Origin of the sequence: Streptomyces sp. HSW2009 (assembly GCF_040240285.1) — a bacterium.
Classification (GTDB): domain Bacteria; phylum Actinomycetota; class Actinomycetes; order Streptomycetales; family Streptomycetaceae; genus Streptomyces.
The window spans coordinates 13,227-32,291 of the sequence record NZ_JBEHZD010000020.1 but is presented as its reverse complement, the minus strand read 5'-3'; the positions used below and the strand labels follow the sequence as shown (position 1 = coordinate 32,291).

The 19,065-nt window shown below is 74.2% G+C and carries 13 protein-coding genes and 3 pseudogenes; 3 read left to right on the top strand and 13 right to left on the bottom strand.

Annotation, left to right across the window (positions count from 1 at the left end; translation table 11 throughout):
- Positions 1-65 precede the first annotated feature (65 nt).
- From AAHZ94_RS02975 to AAHZ94_RS02920, 11 genes and pseudogenes are all read right to left on the bottom strand, one after another.
- Complete coding sequence (locus AAHZ94_RS02975; protein WP_349990249.1) at positions 66-764, bottom strand: HAD family hydrolase; 699 nt, start codon at positions 762-764, stop codon at positions 66-68.
- A 26-nt stretch (positions 765-790) separates the two neighbouring features.
- On the bottom strand, positions 791-1,321 hold the full coding sequence (locus tag AAHZ94_RS02970) for a cupin domain-containing protein (RefSeq protein ID WP_349990248.1): 531 nt from the start codon (positions 1,319-1,321) through the stop codon (positions 791-793).
- A gap of 416 nt (positions 1,322-1,737) precedes the next feature.
- A complete protein-coding gene (locus tag AAHZ94_RS02965; protein ID WP_349990247.1) occupies positions 1,738-3,465 on the bottom strand; it encodes a 3-hydroxyacyl-CoA dehydrogenase family protein in 1,728 nt (575 codons plus the stop codon).
- A gap of 57 nt (positions 3,466-3,522) precedes the next feature.
- Positions 3,523-4,485, bottom strand: a complete 963-nt coding sequence (locus AAHZ94_RS02960; RefSeq protein ID WP_349990246.1) for an aldo/keto reductase — start codon at positions 4,483-4,485, stop codon at positions 3,523-3,525.
- 271 nt (positions 4,486-4,756) lie between these two features.
- Positions 4,757-5,986: a beta-ketoacyl-[acyl-carrier-protein] synthase family protein gene (locus AAHZ94_RS02955; protein WP_349990245.1), complete on the bottom strand. Its 1,230-nt coding sequence runs from the start codon at positions 5,984-5,986 to the stop codon at positions 4,757-4,759.
- A pseudogene (locus AAHZ94_RS02950) lies at positions 5,983-6,192 on the bottom strand (phosphopantetheine-binding protein); the annotation flags it as partial. The pseudogene AAHZ94_RS02950 and the gene AAHZ94_RS02955, both read right to left, overlap by 4 nt.
- 44 nt (positions 6,193-6,236) lie before the next feature.
- The gene (locus AAHZ94_RS02945; protein ID WP_349990244.1) at positions 6,237-6,785 is read right to left on the bottom strand and encodes a 3-oxoacyl-[acyl-carrier-protein] synthase III C-terminal domain-containing protein; all 549 of its coding nucleotides are present in this window, start codon (positions 6,783-6,785) and stop codon (positions 6,237-6,239) included.
- A gap of 130 nt (positions 6,786-6,915) precedes the next feature.
- Positions 6,916-7,176, bottom strand: a pseudogene (locus AAHZ94_RS02940) (3-oxoacyl-ACP synthase); the annotation flags it as partial.
- 407 nt (positions 7,177-7,583) lie between these two features.
- Positions 7,584-9,488, bottom strand: a complete 1,905-nt coding sequence (locus AAHZ94_RS02930; protein WP_349990243.1) for an FAD-dependent monooxygenase — start codon at positions 9,486-9,488, stop codon at positions 7,584-7,586.
- A gap of 63 nt (positions 9,489-9,551) precedes the next feature.
- Positions 9,552-10,589 carry a beta-ketoacyl-[acyl-carrier-protein] synthase family protein gene (locus AAHZ94_RS02925; RefSeq protein ID WP_349990242.1) on the bottom strand — a complete coding sequence of 346 codons (1,038 nt, stop codon included), beginning with the start codon at positions 10,587-10,589 and terminating at the stop codon, positions 9,552-9,554.
- Complete coding sequence (locus AAHZ94_RS02920) at positions 10,586-11,662, bottom strand: AfsA-related hotdog domain-containing protein (RefSeq protein ID WP_349990241.1); 1,077 nt, start codon at positions 11,660-11,662, stop codon at positions 10,586-10,588. The genes AAHZ94_RS02925 and AAHZ94_RS02920 overlap by 4 nt, the downstream gene beginning before the upstream one ends.
- Positions 11,663-12,026: 364 nt before the next feature.
- On the opposite strand from AAHZ94_RS02920, the gene AAHZ94_RS02915 reads away from it, so the two are divergent.
- A complete protein-coding gene (locus tag AAHZ94_RS02915; RefSeq protein WP_349990240.1) occupies positions 12,027-13,124 on the top strand; it encodes an ACP S-malonyltransferase in 1,098 nt (365 codons plus the stop codon).
- Positions 13,125-13,991: 867 nt separating this feature from the next.
- On the opposite strand, the pseudogene AAHZ94_RS02910 reads toward AAHZ94_RS02915, so the two are convergent.
- Positions 13,992-15,299 (bottom strand): annotated as a pseudogene (locus AAHZ94_RS02910) (class I SAM-dependent RNA methyltransferase); the annotation flags it as partial.
- 82 nt (positions 15,300-15,381) lie between these two features.
- The gene (locus tag AAHZ94_RS02905) at positions 15,382-16,599 is read right to left on the bottom strand and encodes a YncE family protein (RefSeq protein WP_349990239.1); all 1,218 of its coding nucleotides are present in this window, start codon (positions 16,597-16,599) and stop codon (positions 15,382-15,384) included.
- A 207-nt stretch (positions 16,600-16,806) separates the two neighbouring features.
- On the opposite strand from AAHZ94_RS02905, the gene AAHZ94_RS02900 reads away from it, so the two are divergent.
- Both AAHZ94_RS02900 and AAHZ94_RS02895 read left to right on the top strand, forming a co-directional pair.
- Positions 16,807-17,721, top strand: a complete 915-nt coding sequence (locus tag AAHZ94_RS02900) for a LysR family transcriptional regulator (RefSeq protein ID WP_349990238.1) — start codon at positions 16,807-16,809, stop codon at positions 17,719-17,721.
- Positions 17,722-18,209: 488 nt separating this feature from the next.
- Complete coding sequence (locus AAHZ94_RS02895) at positions 18,210-18,617, top strand: RidA family protein (protein WP_349990237.1); 408 nt, start codon at positions 18,210-18,212, stop codon at positions 18,615-18,617.
- The last annotated feature ends 448 nt before the right edge of the window (positions 18,618-19,065 follow it).

The following is a 19,065-nucleotide window of genomic DNA, read 5'->3' as shown; positions in this document are numbered from 1 at the left end:
CGGGCCACCCCCGCGGGGCGCCCCGGCCGCCGGCCGACCGGGCACCCGGCCGCGCGGCGGACCGCTCAGCCGGGAACAGCCGGGACGCTCGGGATGCCAGGCAGCAGGCTGCCGCCCGCGGCCAGCGCGTACGCGCCGAGCTCCGGGTCGTCCCCGACCGCCACCGGGTGGCCCACCGCCTGGAGCAGCGAGAGGTCCGTGGCGTGGTCGCCGTAGGCGGCGGCCCGCTCCGGGGCGATGGCGTGCCTGGCCATCAACTCCCGGGCCGCACGGCCCTTCTCCGCCCCGATCATGGGGCGCTCCAGATGCCCGGTGTAGCGGCCGTCCCGGTGTTCGGGCTCGCTGCACACCAGCAGGTCGGCGCCGAGCAGTTCACGCACCGGCGCCAGGCACGGCGGGAACGAGCCGGAGACCAGGACGGTGGTCGCACCGGCCCTGCGGTGCGCGTGCAGCGCTTCCACGGCGGGCTCGTGCAGCGCGCCGCCGCCCGCGAGTTCGGCCGCGAACCACTCCCGGGCGTGCTCGGTCACCTCCGCCACGGTGCGCCCCGCGTACAGCCGGTAGTAGTCGCGGTTGGTCTCCTCCCTCGGCACCCCGGCGGCGGCCCGGCCGCGCAGGTCGGCGGCGGCCCGCTGGTACGCGTCCGGCGGCAGCCCGCGGGCCCGGAAGTGGTGGGCGAGGAAGCGGAACATGCTCTTGAAGGTGAGCAGGGTCTCGTCGACGTCGAAGAAGGCCATGCCGATCGGCGGGGCCGCCCGGTGCACGGCGCTCCCGCCTGCCGCGTGCCCGCTCACCGGCTGGTGGGGCAGCCCGGGTCAGGGGCCGGGACGGAGACGGGTTGGCCCTTGGGGAGCACGTCGGTGATGTACAGCACCACCGGCTCGGTGCCCCGGTTGACGCCGTAGTGCACCTCGTCGGAGCCGGTGGGCTCCACCAGCGCGTCGCCGGCGCCGAGCACGCGCACCGTGCAGTCGTCCCCGTTGATGCGGGTCAGCTTGCCGGAGACGATGACGGCGATCTCGGCGCCCACGTGGTAGTGCCAGCCGGTGGCCGTGCCCGCGGGGATGACGGCCTTGCGGTAGAGCAGGTGGCGCGGGCCGGTCGCCTTGATCTTGAACGGGAGGGTGGTGTCGCCCTCGGACAGGGTCTCGCTGGTGATCGGGCCGCCGGGCGGCGTCTGCGCCGTACGGGCGGGATCGGCGGCGGTGCTGCTCGTGCCTTCGGTGGCGCTGGCGGCGCCGACGGCGGTCAGGCACAGGGCCGTCGCCGCTGCGAGGTAGCCGAACCGGCGCCGCCGGGAGGCGGGGAGGAGACGGGACATGACTTGCTCCTTCGGGGTGTGTGGGCTGTGGGCGGTGGTGCGTGCGTACGCGTGGAGTGCTGGGGCGATGGGGGAATTCGGGTACGTGGGGTGCTGGGGTGGGGTGGGTGGGGTGGGTGGGGTTCGTAGGACGGGTGGGGCGGGTGAGGTGATGGAGATGGGGGCGGGATGGGAGATGAGGGGCTAGTGGGGTACGGGCCCCGGGCGGGCCACCGCGGGGGTCGGGCTGCATCTCCGGGCTCAGGTCGTGCCGGCGTGGTCAGGACGCGTCGCCAGGAGTCAGGTCGTGCCGCCGGGGCAGGTCGCACCGGCGTGGTCAGGCCGAGCCGCCAGGCCCCGGCCACGCCACTGGGGTCAGGCCACGCTGCCGGGGCCAGGCCAGGCCACAGGAGCCAGGCCAACCCACCCCGCCGGACTCACCCCACGCCCGCGCGGGCTTCCTCCGTGAGCAGGGCCCGTACGCCGCGGCCCGCGCTCTTGCGGCCGAGGTAGCCGCGGTCCACCAGGCGGTGCAGCAGGTCGGCCGGGGCCAGCTCGGGCCGGCCCGAGCCCTCGTGCAGCAGCCGCTGCACCTGGAGCGCGACGTCCGCCCCGACCACGTCCAGGAGCCTGGTGGGGCCGAGCGGCTGCCCGCCGACGGACTTCATGACGGTGTCCAGCAGCGCGGGCCGGATGCCGGGGTCGGCCAGCGCGGTCAGGGCGTCGTTGAGGTAGGGGAACAGCAGGGCGTTGACGACGAAGCCGGTGCGGTCGCCGCACTCCACGGCCACCTTGCCCGCCGCGGCCAGCGCGGCGCGGGCCGTGGCGAGCGCGGCCGGCCCGGTGTGCTCGGTCCGTACCAGCTCGACCAGGTCCATGGTGGCCGCCGGGTTGAAGAAGTGCAGCCCGAGCACGTCGCGGGGGCGGTCGGAGGCGGCGGCGCAGGCGGCCACCGGGAGCGCGGAGGTGGTGGTGGCCAGCACGGTGCCGGGCCGGCAGAGCGCGCCGAGCGCGGCGAAGGTCTCGCGCTTGACCGCCAGGTCCTCCACGACCGCCTCCACCACCAGGTCCGCATCGGCGGCGGCGGCCAGTTCGGTGTGGCCCGACCAGCGTTCGAGTGCCGTGGCCACCTGCTCGTCACTCCAGCCGATGCGCAGCAGGCCGAACTCGACGGCCTCGCGCGCCGCGACCGCCTTGGCCTCCGTACGGGCCACCAGCAGGGTGCGCAGGCCGGCGCGGAGGAAGACTTCGGCGATGCCGGTGGCCATGGTGCCCGAGCCGATGACCGCGACGGTGCGCGGCGGGGCGGTGGCGGTGGCGGTGGCGGTGCCGGCAGCGGTTTCTGGAGCGGTGCCGGACGCCGCGGCGGTGGCGCCTTCGGTAGGCGCGCCGGGCGCCGGGTCCCCCGCGCCGTGGCCCGGTACCAGCGGCGGCCCGCTCAGCAGCGGGGCGGGCGCGTACCGGTCGCCGAGCCGCCGCTGGAGCCCGTACAGGATGTCGGCGGCGGTGCGGTGCCCGATGGCGGCCAGCACCGCGAGCGGCCCTTCGGACCAGCCACAGCCCAACCGGACGGCCGTCTCCAGCGGTTCCGCTTCCACGTACCCCTGGTGGCACATCCAGGCCGCCTGGTTGAGCAGGCCCAGCAGCAGCCCGGGGGCGAGCGAGCCGGGCCGGTCGGGCACCTCGTGCAGGGTGGTGCCGGCGGCCGTGAGCGTCTGCTGCACCAACTGCACGGCCTCGTCCGGGGTGTGCGGAGGGCGGGCGACCTCGGCCGCGTCCAGCCGGTCGGCGCGGACGAAGCGCAGCGCGAGCAGCGGGCCGCCGGCGGCGTCGGCGAGTTCGCCGACGGGGGTGCTGAGCGCCGTGGTCACCACCGGCACGTCGGCGCGCCGGTGGCCCGCGATGGCCGCCAGCACGGCCCGCTTGGTCGGTTCCGGTTCCGGTACCGCCTCCAGGACCAGGTCGGCGGCGGCCACCGCGGACAACTCCGCGGTCACCTCGATCGGGTGGGCGGCGCAGGCCCGCCGGGCGCGCGCGGCGGCCTCCGGGTCGGGCTCGACGCCGATGGTGCGGATGCCGGCGCCGGCGAGCCGGCGGGCCAACTCGGTGCCCGCTGCGCCGAGTCCGACCACGGCGGCGGTGCGTACCGTGCTCACAGTCTCCACAACTCCCCTCTTCAGGGCCGGGTGGGCGGGGCCGCAGGACACGGCCCCGCCGCGGGGTCAGTACCGGCCGCCGACCGGGGTGGGCAGCGCGTCCAGCGCCACCAGGTCCTCGGCGCTCAGGTGGAGCGCCTCGGCCATCACGTTCTCGGTCAGGTAGCGCGGGTTCTTGGTGCCGGGGATGGGGATGACGTGCGTCCCCTGGGCGAGCGTCCAGGCGATCGCCACCTGGGCGGGGGTGGCCCCGTGCCGGGCGGCGACGGTGCGTACGGCTTCCACGATGCGCAGGTTGGCGGCGAACGCGGCGTCCGCGAAGCGCGGGTTGGTGGCCCGGAAGTCGCCCGCTTCGAAGGTCGGCCGGTCGAAGGCGCCGGTCAGGAAGCCGCGCCCGAGCGGTGCGAAGGGCACGAACGCGGCGCCGTGCGCGGCGCACCAGCCCACCACGTCGGTGCCGGCGGCGAGCGGGTCGCGGGTCCACAGCGACAGTTCGGACTGGACGGCGGAGACCGGGTGGATGCGGTGCGCCCGCTCGATCTCCCCGACGGTCACCTCCGAGAGCCCGAGGCGGCGCACCTTGCCGCTGGCCACCAACTCGGCCATGGCGCCCCAGGTCTCCTCCAGCGGCACGGCCGGATCGACGCGGTGCAGGTAGTACACGTCGATGACGTCCGTACCCAGGCGGCGCAGACTGGCCTCGGCGGCCCGCCGGATGTGCGCCGGCGAACCGTCGCGGTGCATGGTCCGCGTCACCAGGTCGTCCACGACCAGGCCCACCTTGGTCGCGACCACGGCCTCCGCCCTGCGGTGCGCGAGCACCCGGCCCACCAGGGTCTCGTTGTGCCCGTCGCCGTACACATCGGCGGTGTCCAGGTGGGTGATGCCGAGGTCAAGGGCCTGTTCAAGGACCGTGACCGAGAGGTCGTCGTTGCGCTGGGACTCCGCATAGCCCCAGCTCATTCCCATACAGCCGAGGCCGATCGCCCCGACCTCGGGGCCCGTGCCGCCCCATTGCCGCGTCCGCATGCGCTTCTCCTGTCCCTGGTGGGCCGTCGTCGGTGCTGTTGCGTGGATCGCGTACGGGGTGCCGCACGCGGTTCTCGTACGGGTCGTCGTACGCAGTCGTCGTACGGGGGTGCCGTACCGGGTGGAGCGTCGTACGCGCCGGCGCTCCGTGCCTGGTGCAGTGTCGTACGCGCTGCTCGGGTGCTGGTGGCGGACGGGCAAGGCAGACCGGGGGCGCGGGTCACGGGGCGGGCGCGCGGCCCCCGGAGACGGCGGCCCCTGGGGGCGGGAGTCAGGCGGCGGTGAGCACCAGGGCCGCGTTGTGCCCGCCGAAGCCGAGCGAGGTGCTGACCGCGACGTCCAGCGGCGCCGTACGGGGCCCGCCGGTGACCACGTCCACCGCCACCTCGGGGTCCACCTCGCGCACGTTGGCGGTGGGCGGCACGGCCCCGTGGCACAGTGCGAGCGCGGTGTAGGCGGCCTCGATGGCCCCGGCGGCGGCCAGGGTGTGCCCGGTGACGCCCTTGGTCGAGGTGACGGCCGCGCCGCTGCCGAGCACCCGGTGCAGGGCGCGCGCCTCGGTCAGGTCGTTCATCGGCGTGGACGTGCCGTGCGCGTTGACGGGGCCCACGTCGGCGGGGGACACGTCGGCGTCGGCGAGCGCGGTGCGCAACGCCCGCTCAAGTCCCGCGCCTTCGGGGTGCGGGGCAGTGGCGTGGTAGGCGTCGGACGCGGCGCCGAAACCGGCGACCGCGGCGTACCGGCGCGCCCCGCGGGCCCTGGCGTCCCGCTCGCGCTCCAGGACCAGCACGGCCGCCCCCTCGCCGGCCACGAAGCCGTCACGGTCGGCGGCGAACGGCCGGGAGGCGGCGGCCGGTTCGTCCCTGCGCACCGACAGGGCTCCCATCCGGGCCAGCCCCGTCATGGTCGCCGGGGTGAGGGCCGACTCGGTGCCGCCGGCCAGGACGACGTCGCACAGGCCGTTGGCGAGCCAGTCCCGTGCGGTGCCGATGGCGGCGGCGCCCGAGGCGCAGGCGGTCGCGGTCACCAGGCTCGGGCCGAGCGCCCCCAGGTCCATGGCGACGTAGCCGGCCACCATGTTGACCATGCCCATCGGGATCATCAGCGGCGACAGGTCCTCGGGCGCGCCGCCGTAGTACGTGCGGTGCTGGGCCTCGAAGGTGGAGGTGCCGCCCAGCGAGTTGCCGAGGACGACGCCGACCCGGGCGGCGTCCCAGGTGCCGGGGCCGAGCCCGGCGTCGGCGACCGCCTGCCGGGCGGCCACCACCGCGAGCTGGACGAACCGGTCCAGGCGCCAGGCCGTGCGCCGGCCGAGCAGTGCGTTGGCGTCGAAGTCCGGCACCCGGCAGGAGAAGTCGACCTCCACGTCCTTCAGTTCGGGGTCGGGGGCCGCGGCGGAGACCCCGGACAGCAGCCGGCGCCAGTTCTCGTCGGCGCCCGAACCCGCCGGGGTGACCAGCCCCAGCCCGGTGATCGTCGCGCCGCCCCCGGCGCCGGTCACCCCCGCGGTCCCTTCGCCTCGATGACGGCCACGGCCTCGTCCAGGGTGTGCGACGCCTTCAGCTCGCCGTCCTGGAGCACCACGCCCATCTCCTTGCGCAGCAGCAGGCCGAGTTCGATGAGGATGAGCGAGTCGATGTCGAGCTCTTCGAAGGGCGCGCCGGAGAGCAGTTCGTCCTCGGGGAGGCCGAACTTCTCGTTCATGAGGAAGACCACCCGGTCCTTGATCTGCTGGGTGTCGATGGCCGCGGTCATGGCTGGTCCTTTCGGATGGTGGGGACATGGGGTGCATCGACGGACAGGTCCGGCCAGATCAGCGCGGTCGAGCCCCAGGTGAGGCCGCCGCCGAAGCCGGTGAGCAACACCCGCTGCCCGGGGCGCAGGTCGCCGGCGCGCACCGCGTCGGCCAGGGCCAGCGGGATCGAGCCGGCCACCGTGTTGCCGACCCGGTCGAGGTTGCTGACCACCTGCTCGTCGGCGAGCCCGAGTTGGTCGCCGACGGCGCGCAGGATGCGGGCATTGGCCTGGTGGGCCACCACCCGGTCCAGGCCCGGCTGTGACCAGCCGATCCGGTCGACCAGCGCCAGCGCCGACTTGCTCATGTTGAGCACCGCCTGGGTGAAGACGGCACGGCCCGCCATGGTGAAGTACTCGTCGCCCGCGGGCGCAGGACCCGCGGTGGAGCGCTGCCGGGAGCCGCCGGCCCGTACGGTGATCAGGTCGGCGCCCGCGCCGTCGCTGCCCAGGTCGAAGCCGAGCAGCGCGCCGGGTTCGTCGGCCCGGCCGGCCCGCCCCCCCACCGCGCCGGCGCCGGCGCCCCCGAGGGCGCGGGGGGGGGGGCGCGGCGGGGCGGGGGGGCCCCGGGCCCCCCCCGCGCGGGGGGGGGGGTGGGGGGCCCGGCCGGCCCCCCACCCGGGGGGCGGGGGCGCCGTCGCCGAAGATGGCGCGGGTGGTGCGGTCGCCCGGGTTGAGGATGGTGGAGAAGGTGTCGGCGCCGATGACCAGGGCCCGGGTGGCGACGCCGGCGGTGAGCATCGAGGCGGCCGTGGCCAGCGCGTAGACGAAGCCCGTGCAGACGGCGCCGACGTCGAACGCCGCGACGGAGCCGAGGCCGAGCCTGGCCGCGACCGCCGGCGCGGTGGCCGGGCAGGGGTGGTCGGGGGTGCTGGTGGCCAGCACGAGGAGGTCGACCGGCTCGCCGCCGGGGTCGTCTGGGGCGTTAGGGGCGTTGGAACCGTCGGTGTCGTTGAGACCGTCAGCGCTGCTGGGGCTGCCAGGGTTGGCGGGGCCGTGACGGCCGCCGGTTGCACCCGGTTCCCCGGCGCCGGCAGCACCGCCGATGCCGCCAGCGCCGATGCCGTCAGCGCCGCCGGTGCCGGGCCGGGACGCGGCCCTGCGCGCCGATTCCAGCGCTCGCCGGCCCGCCTCCACGGCCAGGTCGGAGGTGGCGTCGCCGGGCGCGATCAGATGCCGCTGGGCGATGCCGGTACGGGTACGAATCCACTCGTCGCTGGTGTCGAGTTCCTCGACCAGGGCCGCATTGGGCACCACGGTCGGCGGCACCCAGGCGCCGAGCCCGCAGACGACGGCGGCCGACGTCACGACGCCGCCTTGTCCGGCGCGCCGGGCCGTGCCTTGCGCGAGGCCGGCTTGGCCGCGGGCTGCTCGGCCGGAGCGGGCTGCTCGGCTGAGGCGGGCTGCTCGGCCGGGGCGGGCGCGGGCTCCGCGTGCTGCGCCGGGGCGGGCGCGGGGGCTGCCTGCCGCGCCGGGGCGGGCGCCGGAGCTGCGTACGGGGCCGGGGCCGGGGTCTGGGCGCCCGCAGCGGCGCTCGCGCCCATCTCGGTGACGGTCTCGCTGCCCAGGTTGGCGGCGAGCGGCAGCCCGGGCAGCACCACGCGGGTGCGCCGCAGGGAGATCCGCAGCTCGGCCGGGTCGGGCTCGGACAGCGAGGCGATGTGGCCGTCCGGGCGGACCAGTACGGCCTTCGGCTGCTTGCCGAGCAGTGGCCTGAAGCCCGGCCAGGCGGAGATGTCCACGACGGGGAAGCCGGCCGGCAGCGCTTCCAGGAGCGCCGCGCGCTGGTCCACCCACACGTCGTGCTGGCGCTCGCCCGCCCACAGCAGCAGGGTGGGCCGCTCCGGGTCGACGGTGGGCCACCGCCCGCCGCCGGCCGCCGCGCTGGCCCCGGTCGCGCCCTCGCCGACGGCGCTGCCGTCCGCCGTGCCGTGCCGGCTGAAGACCGGCAGCCGGTCGCCCACCCGCGCCAGCCGGGTCAGCGAGGGCAGCGTGTCCCACAGCGTCTCGGCCGGTCGGTACGTGACGTCGTGCTGGGCCATCAGCGGGGCGCCGAACCGCTGGAGCACCCCCGTCCGGCGGGCGACGCGCACCAGCGTGTCCCGGACGGCGACCTCGCGGCGGCTGTGGAACAGGCCCCAACTCGTCTGCTTCGCGGTGGTCAGGACGACCCGCTCGGCCGCCGTGCGCCGCTCCGAGTCGTAGGTGTCCAGAATGCCGGGCTCCAGGGTGCCGCGGATCACGCCGGCCAGCTTCCAGCCGAGGTTCACCGCGTCCTGGATGCCGGTGTTCATGCCCTGCGCGCCGGCCGCGCTGAAGATGTGCCCGGCGTCGCCGGCGAGGAAGACCCGGCCGTCGCGCAGAGTCTCGGCGACCCGCCGGCGGGCGCGGAAGATGGTCGTCCAGTTCAGCGGTCCGATCAGCCCGCGGCGCGGCGCCCGCTCGTCCATCACCTGCTGGAACAGCGAACGCGGCGGCGGGTGGCCCTCGGTCCAGCCGGGCACGCTGACCGCCAGCCGGAACAGGCCGTTGCCGAACGGGGCGAAGCCCAGCGCGCCGCCCCGCGTGTAGCAGTAGAGCAGTTCGTGCTGGTGCAGGTCGCCGTCGATCGGCCCGTCACCGATGGCGAACAGCACGTCCTCGCCGCTGCCCAGGAAGGAGATCCCGGCGAAGCGGCGCACCGAACTGTGCGCCCCGTCGGCGCCGATGACCCAGTCCGCCTCGATCTGCTCGACCCGCTCCCCGGGCCAGGTCACCTCCACCACGGGCCGCTCGCCCGCGTTGTCGAGACCGGTGACCTTGCCCTGCTCGACCTTGCCGCCCAGCGCCACCATCCGCTCGCGCACCACGTCCTCGGTGCGGTCCTGCGGGATGACCAGGCCGAACGGGTACGGGGTGTCCTTCAGGCGGCTCATCTCGATGGCGCCCAGGGGCCGCTTCTGCGAGAAGTAGGAGACCGCGCTGAGCCGGTTGCCGGCCTCGGCCAGCGGCTCGGCCGCCCCGATCCGGTCGAGCAGTTCCAGGCTGCGCGGCCACACCACGATGGCCCGCGAGTGCAGCGCCGAGTCCGGCGGGGTGCCGTCGATGATCCGTACCGGCACGCCCTGGCTGAGGAGTTCACACGCGAGGACCAGACCCACGGGGCCGGCTCCGACAATGAGCACCGGCCGCTTCTCGCCCGGGTGCTCGCGTAGGGGAATCGTCATCATCGTGCCTTTCGTTCCGGCGCCTCGGCCACGGGGTGGGCCCGGCGCCACGGAGGTGAGGGAGGGTCAGGGACGTCCGACGACCACGCCGCTCCAGGTGAAGCCGGCGCCCGCGCTGAGCACCACGGCGTGCTCGCCGGGCCGCAGCGCCCACGGTCCCGGGCCGCCCAGCGCGGTCAGGTTGGAGAGCAGGTCGCCGGCGCCCAGGTGACCGGTGTCCGCGCCGAGGTCGACGGCAGGGGCCGGGGTGATCTCCGCGACGGCCGGTCCATAGATGTCGCGGGCGGTCGCACCGCCGAGCCGCGGCAGCAGCACCGCGCGCAGCGCCGGGTCGTCCGGCGCGAGCCGTGCGCTCTCCAGCGCCGCGGCCACCACCCGGGAGGTGGTCTCGCGCAGCCGCGCCACGAACGGCTCCCGGCCGGTGCCGGTCAGGAACGCCTTCTTGGTGCGGCGTACGTTCACCGTCGGGTACGCGGCGTGCGGCACCTCCTGGAAGCGGTCCAGGTCGCGGTGGACGACCTCCAGGTCGGGTGCGGCCTCGGTGACCTGGGCGCGCAGGACGAGCGCGTGCTCGGACCCGGCGCCGCCCCGGGCGAGCACCGCGGCCGTGCCGCTGTCGCCGTACCAGACGCCGTAGTCGCTGCCCCACCGGTCGAAGCCGGGCGCGGCGAACCGGTCCCCGGTGGTCACCAGCACGGGCCCGTGGTCGGGCTCGGCCACCAGCCGGGCGAGCGCCGCGTCCAGGCCCGCAGCGCCGCCGTTGCACATCTGCTGGATGCCGATCGGCACGGCGCGCACGGCGCCCACCTCGCGGGCCACGTAGTGCGCGGGCGACCAGAAATCATGCCCCTGGTAGTAGGTCCAGGCGTGCAGGACCGTGCGCACCGCGGCGGGCTCGACGCCGGCCCTGGCCAGGGCCGAACGGCCGGCGCGCCCCGCGAGCTGGGGGGCGGCGTCGGCGGCGGACACCGGCAGCCGCTCGTACCCCATGGCGCTCGCCTCGTCCGGCGTGACCAGCCCTTCGGCCTGCGCGTCCACCGCCTTGACGACGGTGGGCGGCAGCCACTGGGTCGGGGTGAGCACGACGTCGTCCGGCGCCCTCATGCCTGCTGCCCCGTCCGCGCGGCCCCGGCCCGGGGCCTGGGCTCGGTGTCGGTCTGGATCAGGGGTGGGGCGCCGGTCGCGGGGCCGGCCGCTGCGACCAGCGCGGACGTCGCGGTGTGCATCCGCCCGGCCGCGATCACCTCGCTGTCCTGCATGAACTCCAGGTGGAAGGTGCGGACTTGGGCGGGTACGCCGCGGAACTCGTCCTCGCCTCCGGGCGCGTACGCCTCGGCCTTGCGGAGGTGCACGGTGGTGGGGGAGTCGAGTTCGGCGTACCGCGTGAACGAGAAGTCGAAGCCGACGACGGTCGTCCGCGGCACCGAGGTCCCGAACAGGTCGGACCCCGCCAGCAGACACAACTGCCGGGCCGCCTCCATCAGCACCATGCCCGGCAGGTGGTCCTGCGCGTGGTCGAACATGCTGCGGTGGTCCACCGGCGGCCGGATGGTCGCCGACGCCCCGTCCGGGCCCACGGCGACCTCACCGAGCACCACGTTCGCCGGGTCCGAGCGCCCGACCAGGTGCGGGTCGACGGGCGCCGGGCCGCGGTCGATCTCGGCGAACGGCGTGAGCGGCCGGCCCCGGCCCCGCTCGCGCACCGTGTCGTACACCGCGCCCGGGATGTAGCCAACGTCGATGGTCACCTGACCGAGCCGGTGGTCGAACAGCTCAAGCTCCACCTCGTACGTCAGCCGCCGGACGTCACCGGCCGCGCCCCGCCGATTGCTCGTACGCACCCGCATCGCCAACTCGCCCGGCCGGTCGCCCCGCGGCGCGGTCAACAGCCCCGGCAGCGTCATCGACCACGACCGCAGCAGGAACTTGCTGTCGCGGGAGACGTCGAAGAAGACGTGGCCGCCATAGGTCTCCGCCTGCCGCGCGCATTCGAGCAACAACAACGGGTCCGGGACGCCGAGGCGCGCGGAGCGCTCCGTGTAGTAGCCGTGTGCCGGGGGCAGTTGGGCGGCGGCGAGATACTCCGATGCATTGACGCGCCGGGCGTCGGTCAGAAAGACCTCGGAGAGCGCCCACCGGTGGAGCAGGGACCGATCCACGGTTTGCGTGAATTCCATGACCCGCGCTCCGGGCCGGCCATGCTGGGGAACCTTCGATTCCATGAACACCTCCAGGACCTGCGCTCAGAAATTTCCCGCGCAAACACTCCGCGCACGGGAAATTCCACGCTCTCCCGACGTCCGCGCACACCACCCGAAAGGCATCGGCGATTTACCCACCGACCGGGCCACGGCAATCGCCGTCGTGTGCTCCGTGTCGTGACGTGACCAAGGATTCAGCAGCCCCACCAATTTTGAACTCAAGCCGGGCGAAGGCCGCGCCCAAGTGGCCCGTACTTGTTGCTGGCTTGAGTCGCGCCCACCAACAATCAAAGCGCCACTCGGTTTATCGAAAGACACGAAACGTCGGGAGGAACGCGCAGTGGTCACGGCACGGGAGGACACCCCAGAGGACGTACGCGGCGACGCGCGGGCCGACACGGCGGGCGCCGGGGCCGCCGGCGCGGCAGTCGGCCGGGCGGTCGACCTGACGACCGGCCCGCCAGAGCGCCCCCGGACCGGCGCACGGGCCGCGGTGGACATCACGGGCGAACGCCTCGCCGCACTCTTCCCCGGCCAGGGCGTCCAGCGTGCGGGCCTGGGGCAGCAGTGGCGGGAAGCGCCCGACTGGGACAAGGTGACCACGGCCGTATCCGAGGCGTCGGGCCACGACGTGGCCGAACTCCTGCTGGAGACCGACACGGAGGAGCTGACCCGCACCGACCTGGCGCAGATCACGGTCTACACCGCCTCGTTGCTCTCCTGGGCGGAGTTCCGGCGCGCCCACCCGACCGCGGAGGTCGCCGCCTTCGCAGGTCACAGCCTCGGCGAGTACACGGCACTGGTCGCAGCCGGCGCCCTCACCGGCGCCGACGGCGCCCGCCTGGGGGGCGCCCGGGGCCGTGCGATGGCCGAGGCGGCGCGCCACACCCCCGGCGGCATGGCCGCGGTCATGGGCGCCCCGCCGGCGGAGGTGACGGACCTCATCGAGCGGGTACGGGCCGCCGGCGGGCACCTGTGGATCGCCAACCTCAACAGTCCCTTGCAGACCGTGGTGGCCGGCGACCGCGAGGCGATCGAAACCGGCGGCACCCTGGCCCGCGACGCGGGATGGCGCTACAACGTGCTCCCGGTCGCCGCGGCCTTCCACACCCCCCACATGGCACCCGCGGCCCAAGCCCTGACCGGGGCCCTGACCACCGTCACCTTCGCCCCCACCCACCACCCCGTAGTAGCCAACGCCGACGCCCGCCCCCACCAGGACGGCCCGGCCTGGCCCGCCCTATGCGCGCACCAACTCACCTCCCCCGTACGCTGGCAGGCCACGCTGCACACCCTCGTCCACGACCTCGCCTGCACCCACCTCATCGACCTGGGCCCCGCCCGCACCCTGGCCGGCCTGGCCCGCAGAACCCTGCCCGAGATCCCAGCCACGGCCGTCCAGACGATCGCACCGGCGCGGGCGGGGGCGGGGGTTTAGGTGGGGTGGGGGCAGGGCGGGCGGCGGCGGGTGACGGGGCGGTGCGGGAGTTCGGCGAGGAGACCGGCATCGACCTGCGGGACCCGGCGACCCGGCGACCCGGCGACGGATCAGGTGCGCGGGCCCCTGGACCTTCGGCGGCATCCGGGCTTCGGCCGTGCCGCAGGTCCACGTTCTCCAGGACCTGCAACTTCTTGAAGGCGGGCAGTTGCCCGTAGCGGTCCACGCCGTCGGGGCTCTTCAACTGCTCCAGGGCAGACCGGCTGCCGATTCCGACCGCTGCACCCTTGGCGTCCAGCACCTTGGAAAGGCGGATCTGCCCCTCTCAAGGTCCGCTCGACAGTGGAATCGCCGCGCAGAAGGGAGTCCTTCGCCGTCATGTAGCCGATGGCGGTCAGCGGGTCGCGGGTCGCCTTCAGCGTGGCGGACGGGTCGAGTTCGCCACTGCGCGCCTCACCGTCGGTCTTCACCACGTCGACCAGGCGGGTCGGGGGCTTGCTCATGATCGAGTTCCATGATCGGTCGGGTTCGCGTCGAACGTACGGAAGCAGGCTCCGGCCGATACTTGGGCCCCCACTTCCCGCGGGATCGGCCGTGATGAACTTGGCGGCCTCCAGTTGGCGCCGCACCTCCTGCGACTTCGTATCAGCAGGCAGCGTCAACCGCTGCTCCCCACCACTCTTCGCATCGGTCACTCTTCGCATCGATCGTGCGAAACATGATGTCGGTCCCCGCCATGCCGGAGTCCCTTTCGCCGCAGGTCCTCGACTGGCGCCCAGCCTGGGACCGTAAGACGCGGGCTGGGACGAGATCCGCCCGCCCCGCGTCGGGCGTCACGGGCACCGACAGAACGACGGTTCAACCGCCCTACTTAACCGGCTCCAAAATCGCCACACACTCCACATGATGCGTCATCGGAAACACATCAAAAGCCCGCAGGAATCGCGGCTTGTACCCCGCCGACGCGAAGTACGCCAGGTCTCGGGCCAGGGCGGCCGGGTCGCAGGCCACGTAGGCGATGCGGCGGGGGGTGAGGCTTGCCAGGTGGGTGACCGTTTGTTTGCCGGCGCCTGAGCGGGGTGGGTCCAGGACGATGATGTCGACCTCGGTGATGCCGGTGCGGGGGAGGACCGATTCGACCTTGCCGTGTTCGATGCGGACCCGGTCCAGGTCGGCCAGGTTGTGGCGGGCGTCTTCGACGGCGCGCTTGCTGGATTCGATGCCGAGGACCGCGCCGCGGTCGCCCACCCGTTCGCCGAGTGCGCCGGCGAACAGGCCGACGCCGCAGTACAGGTCGAGCGCCATGTCGCCCTTGCGCGGGGTCAGGCCCTGCATGACGGCCTCCACCAGCAGGTCGGGGGCCTTGGGGTGGATCTGCCAGAAGCCGCCCGAGCCGACCCGGTAGGTGCGGCCGTCGGCGCGTTCGCGGACGAAGCCACGGCCGTGGACGCGGTGTACGCCGCCGTCGTTCTCGTCGATCCGCAGCACCGACACCGGGCGGTCGAGCTCCACGATCGGCAGCCGGCCACCGGGCACCGGCTCCACCAGGACCTGGCGGTCCGATGAGCCGCTGGCGGCGATGGCCTGCACCTCGGCCACGGCCGGCCACGTGCGGGCCTCGACGCCGAGTTCGCTGACGCCCGGCGCCGCGATCAGACAGCGGTCGATGCGCTGGACCTCGTGCGAGCGGTGGCGGCGCAGCCCGGCGTGGCCCTCCTCGTCCACCGCGTACTGCACCCGGGTGCGCCACGCCGGCACCTCGCCCTTGGGGAGCTTGTCGCCCGGGGCCGGCTCGACCGTGCCGTTCCAGCCCGCCTCCTGCGGGGTGAGGCCGGCCAGCCTGGCCAGTTGTTCGGTGATCACCTCGACCTTGAGGCGGCGCTGCGCGCCGGGCGCCGCGTGCTGCCAGTCGCAGCCGCCGCACGCGCCGGGGCCGGAGAACGGGCACGGCGCCGGCACCCGGTCCGGCGACGCCGTCAGCACCTCCACGGCGTCCGCCCGCAGGAAGCGCGAGTCCGCGTCGCCCTCGGTGACCTCGGCCACCACCCGCTCCCCCGGCAGGGTGTGCCGGACGAACAACACCCGCGGGCGCTCCTCGCCGGGCAGCGTGGTGCGGGCCACGCAGTGCCCGCCGTGGGCGACCGGGCCCACCTCCACCTCGTACCGCTCGCGGACCCGGTGGGTGCCGCACGCGCCCTCGTTTCGTGTTGTTTCGTGGTGTTGTTCGTTGCGTCGGCTGAGGGTGGCTGGCCGGGGGTTACGGCCTCGCGGGGAGGTAGGCCAGGCCGTGGGCGCCCGGGTCGCTGCGCTTCGGGATCTGGAGGCTGGCCAGGTGGCGCAGGGTGTCCAGGTCCACGATCTCGACGGTGGACGAGGTCACGCAGGACACGTAGCCGATGCGGCCGTCGGGTGAGGACGTGATGGTCAGCGGGGCCGCGCCGACCTCGATGCTGCCGAGGCGTTCGTGGGTGTCGGTCGCGAAGACGGTGAGTCGGCCCGGTGCGTGGCGGCCCAGCGGGGAGTTCGGGTCGGGAGCCATGCGCAGCTCTCCTACCAGGAGTTTCCCTGTGGGGGTGGTGTCCGTATCGGGGGCCGTGGCGGAGTTTGTGGCGGCGTCCGTGCCGGTGCCCGCGCCGGCGCCGTTGGGCGTACCCGTACCCGTACCCGTACCCGTACCCGTACCCGTGCGCGCGTCCGCGCCTATACCCGTACCCGCGCCCGTACCCGTCGTGTGGACCGGGAGGACGACGTGGTCGGTGGGGAGGGTGGCGGTGATGGTGTCCGTGTGGGTGTCGATGACGCGGATGCCGGTCGCGGGGCGGGACTCGGGGGGTGTGGCCTGGGTGGTGAAGGCCGCGTAGGGGGCGGCGACGAAGACCTGGGAGCCGTCGGGCGAGCAGGCTATGCCCTCGCTGCCGGGGACCTCGATCTTGCTGGTCAGGACGCCGCGTTCGAGGTCGACCACGGAGACGTAGGGCGCTTCCTTGTTGCTGGCGTAACCCTTTGTGCCGGTGGGGTCGATGATGAACCAGTGTGGGCCGGGGGCCTCGGTGTCGATGCGGCCGATGGGGCGGCGCGTCGCGGTGTCGATCACCACCACGCCGCCGGGGCGGTCGGCCGAGCCCTCGACGCTGACGTAGAGCCGGCCGCGTGCGGTGTCCAACGCGAGGCCGTGCGGGCCGTGTTCGGGGGCGAGGTCGATGACCTCCACCACGCGGCGGGTGTCGGCGTCGATGACGGTGAGTTCGGTGCGCTGGCCGCTGTGCGCGTGGTAGTAGCCCGAGTGGTACGCGCTGCTGCACCACAGCAGGCGCTGGGTGGGGTCGAAGCACAGTTCGTGCGGCTCGGCCAGCACCTCCACGGTGTCCAGGAGGCGGTCGGTTGCTGCGTCGAAGAAGGACACGGTGGGGCCGCTCTGGCTGACGACGGCCAGTACGTCGCCGGCCAACTCGGCGCGCGGGGACTGGTGTTGCACGAAGTACTCCCATGAGGTGGTCTGCCGCCCGGTTGCGGACGCCTCCACTCTCGACGGTGGCCCAGTTGTCAGCAATGCAAAGATGGGCATCGTATTGTTGCGCTGAGTGGAATTACCCGGAGTCGAGAGGTCGCCCCGCTGGTGCGGCGGCCGGCGTGCGGACCGGCCAGTGCAGCGGCCGGGGCGAGGCGGATCGGAGGGGTCGGCGTGGACCTGAACCTGTTGCGGGCGCTGGACGTGCTGTTGCAGGAGAACAGCGTGACCCGGGCCGCCGAGCGGCTCGGCACCTCGCCGGCCGCTGCCAGCCGGATGCTCGCCAAGCTGCGTCGGGCCGCCGGCGACCCGCTGCTCGTACGGGCAGGTCAGGCGATGGTTCCCACGCCGCGGGCGCTGGAGTTGCGGGACGAGGTGAGTGCGCTGGTGCGCCGGTCGGACGCGCTGTTCCGGGCGTCGGCCGGGTTTGATGTGGCGGGCTTGCAGCGCACGTTCACCGTGCAGACCGGGGACCTGTTGCTGACCGGGCTCGCCGGCCCGTTGGCCGATCGGGTGCAGGCCGAGGCGCCACAGGTGGACGTGGTGTTCCTGGCGGAGGCGCTGGAGGGCGGGCCGGCGCTGCGGCAGGGGGTCGCCGACCTGGAACTGGGCGTGCTGGAGCACCTCGATCCGGAGACCAGGACCGAGGCCCTGGGCGAGGCGTCGATGCTGGCCGTGGCGCGGGCGGGGCATCCGCTGTTCGACGGGCCGATCGATGCGCGCCGGTTCGCCGAGGCCGATCACATCGGGGTCTCCCGGCTGGGCAAGCGGCAGGGGCCGATCGATGCCGCGCTCGCCCGGCAGGGCCTGCGGCGCCGGGTGGCCATCGTCGTGCCCAGCCACACCAGCGCGATGATGCTGGTCAGGAACAGCGACCTGGTGTCGATCACCCTCGCCGGCTGGCTCCCGGAGACCACCGCGGCGCTGGGGTTGCGGACGTTTGCGCTGCCGCTCGACCTGCCTCCGGTGGAGATCGGGATGGCCTGGCACCCGCGGAACGCGGCCGACCACGCGCACCGCTGGTTCCGCGCCCGAGTGCGGGAGGCCGCTGTGCCTGTCCTGGGGGAGGCCGCGCCGGGAGGGAGCTGAGGGCGCGTCGAATGTCATCAACAGCCTTGTTGCATAAGGGAGGTGTTGGTGGGGCGTGTGGCGTGGAGGCGCCCGGGGGCGGGTGGGAAAACTCGTTCGCTTCGGGGTGGGTGGGCGTGGCAGGCTGCCGGCAGTTGTCCTTCCGTTCGTACGTCGTGTCGTGCCCGCTGTCCGTGCGCCGCGTCGAGCGCGCTGGTGGCGCACCGCAACGCCACCCGCCGTCCGGCCGGCCCGTGCTGCGGGACCCGTCGGGACGGGCCGCCGCGTCCGCCCCGGGGGGATCTCGTGGTGGGGCGCGCCGGGAACCCCTTCCTGCCCGGCGCGCTCGGACGAGCCGTGGGCGGCGCCCCGCGCGCGGGGCTGATGGACGGGCGCCTCTTCAGTGCCGGGCGCTTCTTCGGTGCTGGCCAGCCCCTTCCGTGTCGGGCTGCCCGTTCCACTTCAGCTCTCGACCGTCGTGCTCCGCACCGTTTGACCAGGAGTACGTCATGGCCCGTGCCGTTACGCTCATTCGTTCCGCTTCTCTGTCCGGCGTCGCCGAGTACGCGTACGCCGCCACCGCGCCCGCCGAGGCGCGGCTGATCTTTCTGGCCGGGGCGTGCCCGCTGCTCGCCGACGGCAGTACGGCCGCCGTGGACGACTATGCGGGGCAGGCCGCGCAGGCGCTGGCGAACCTGCGGACCGCGCTGGCGGACGCGGGGGCGACGCTGACGGACGTGATCAGCACCCGGGTGCTCGTCGCCTCGCAGCAACAGGCCGATCTGGTGGCTGCATGGCAGGTGGTCAGGGACGGGTTCGGCGAGCATGACGTGCCGAGCACGCTGTTCGGGGTCACGGTGCTCGGCTATGACGATCAGTTGGTGGAGATCGAGGCCGTGGCGGCGGTGGTGGATTGAGTGGGCTGGGTGGGCTGGGTGGGCTGAGCGAGTTGGGTGAGTTGGGCGGGTCGGGTTGGGTGTTGGGTTGGTTGTTGGGGTGGCTGGGGTGCTGGGCGGCTCGTGGGGGCGTCAGCTCGTAGGGTTGCTCGGTTGATCGCCGGGCCGGATGCTGGGGTGTCGCGGGGCGCCGGGGCGTCAGTTGCTGGGGCAACGGGGCGGTCGGCCGGTGGCGCCGGATGGGTGGGTGTGTCACGACGTAGAGGGAAATCCTCGTACGCAACCCAAGAATCCATGCCCATGCCAGGCAAAACCCTTCATAATCCAGGCTCGTGGCACACCGTGGAGGGGCATTCCTACCCCTGTCCGGGGGGCGAAGTCACGTCGTTTCGCTCCGGGTGGGGTGGTGCGGGGTGAAGGGTGGGGGTCGCCGGGGTGGGGTGGGGGTGGCGGTGTGCGGAGGGTGTGT

What these genes read in the sequence shown, in the direction of transcription:
- AAHZ94_RS02970 (WP_349990248.1), bottom strand. Translation starts at nt 1,321, where the DNA reads ATGTCCCGTCTCCTCCCCGCCTCCCGGCGGCGCCGGTTCGGCTACCTC.
- AAHZ94_RS02920 (WP_349990241.1), bottom strand. Translation starts at nt 11,662, where the DNA reads ATGGAATTCACGCAAACCGTGGATCGGTCCCTGCTCCACCGGTGGGCG.
- AAHZ94_RS02930 (WP_349990243.1), bottom strand. Translation starts at nt 9,488, where the DNA reads ATGATGACGATTCCCCTACGCGAGCACCCGGGCGAGAAGCGGCCGGTG.
- AAHZ94_RS02960 (WP_349990246.1), bottom strand. Translation starts at nt 4,485, where the DNA reads ATGCGGACGCGGCAATGGGGCGGCACGGGCCCCGAGGTCGGGGCGATC.
- AAHZ94_RS02895 (WP_349990237.1), top strand. Translation starts at nt 18,210, where the DNA reads ATGGCCCGTGCCGTTACGCTCATTCGTTCCGCTTCTCTGTCCGGCGTC.
- AAHZ94_RS02925 (WP_349990242.1), bottom strand. Translation starts at nt 10,589, where the DNA reads ATGAGGGCGCCGGACGACGTCGTGCTCACCCCGACCCAGTGGCTGCCG.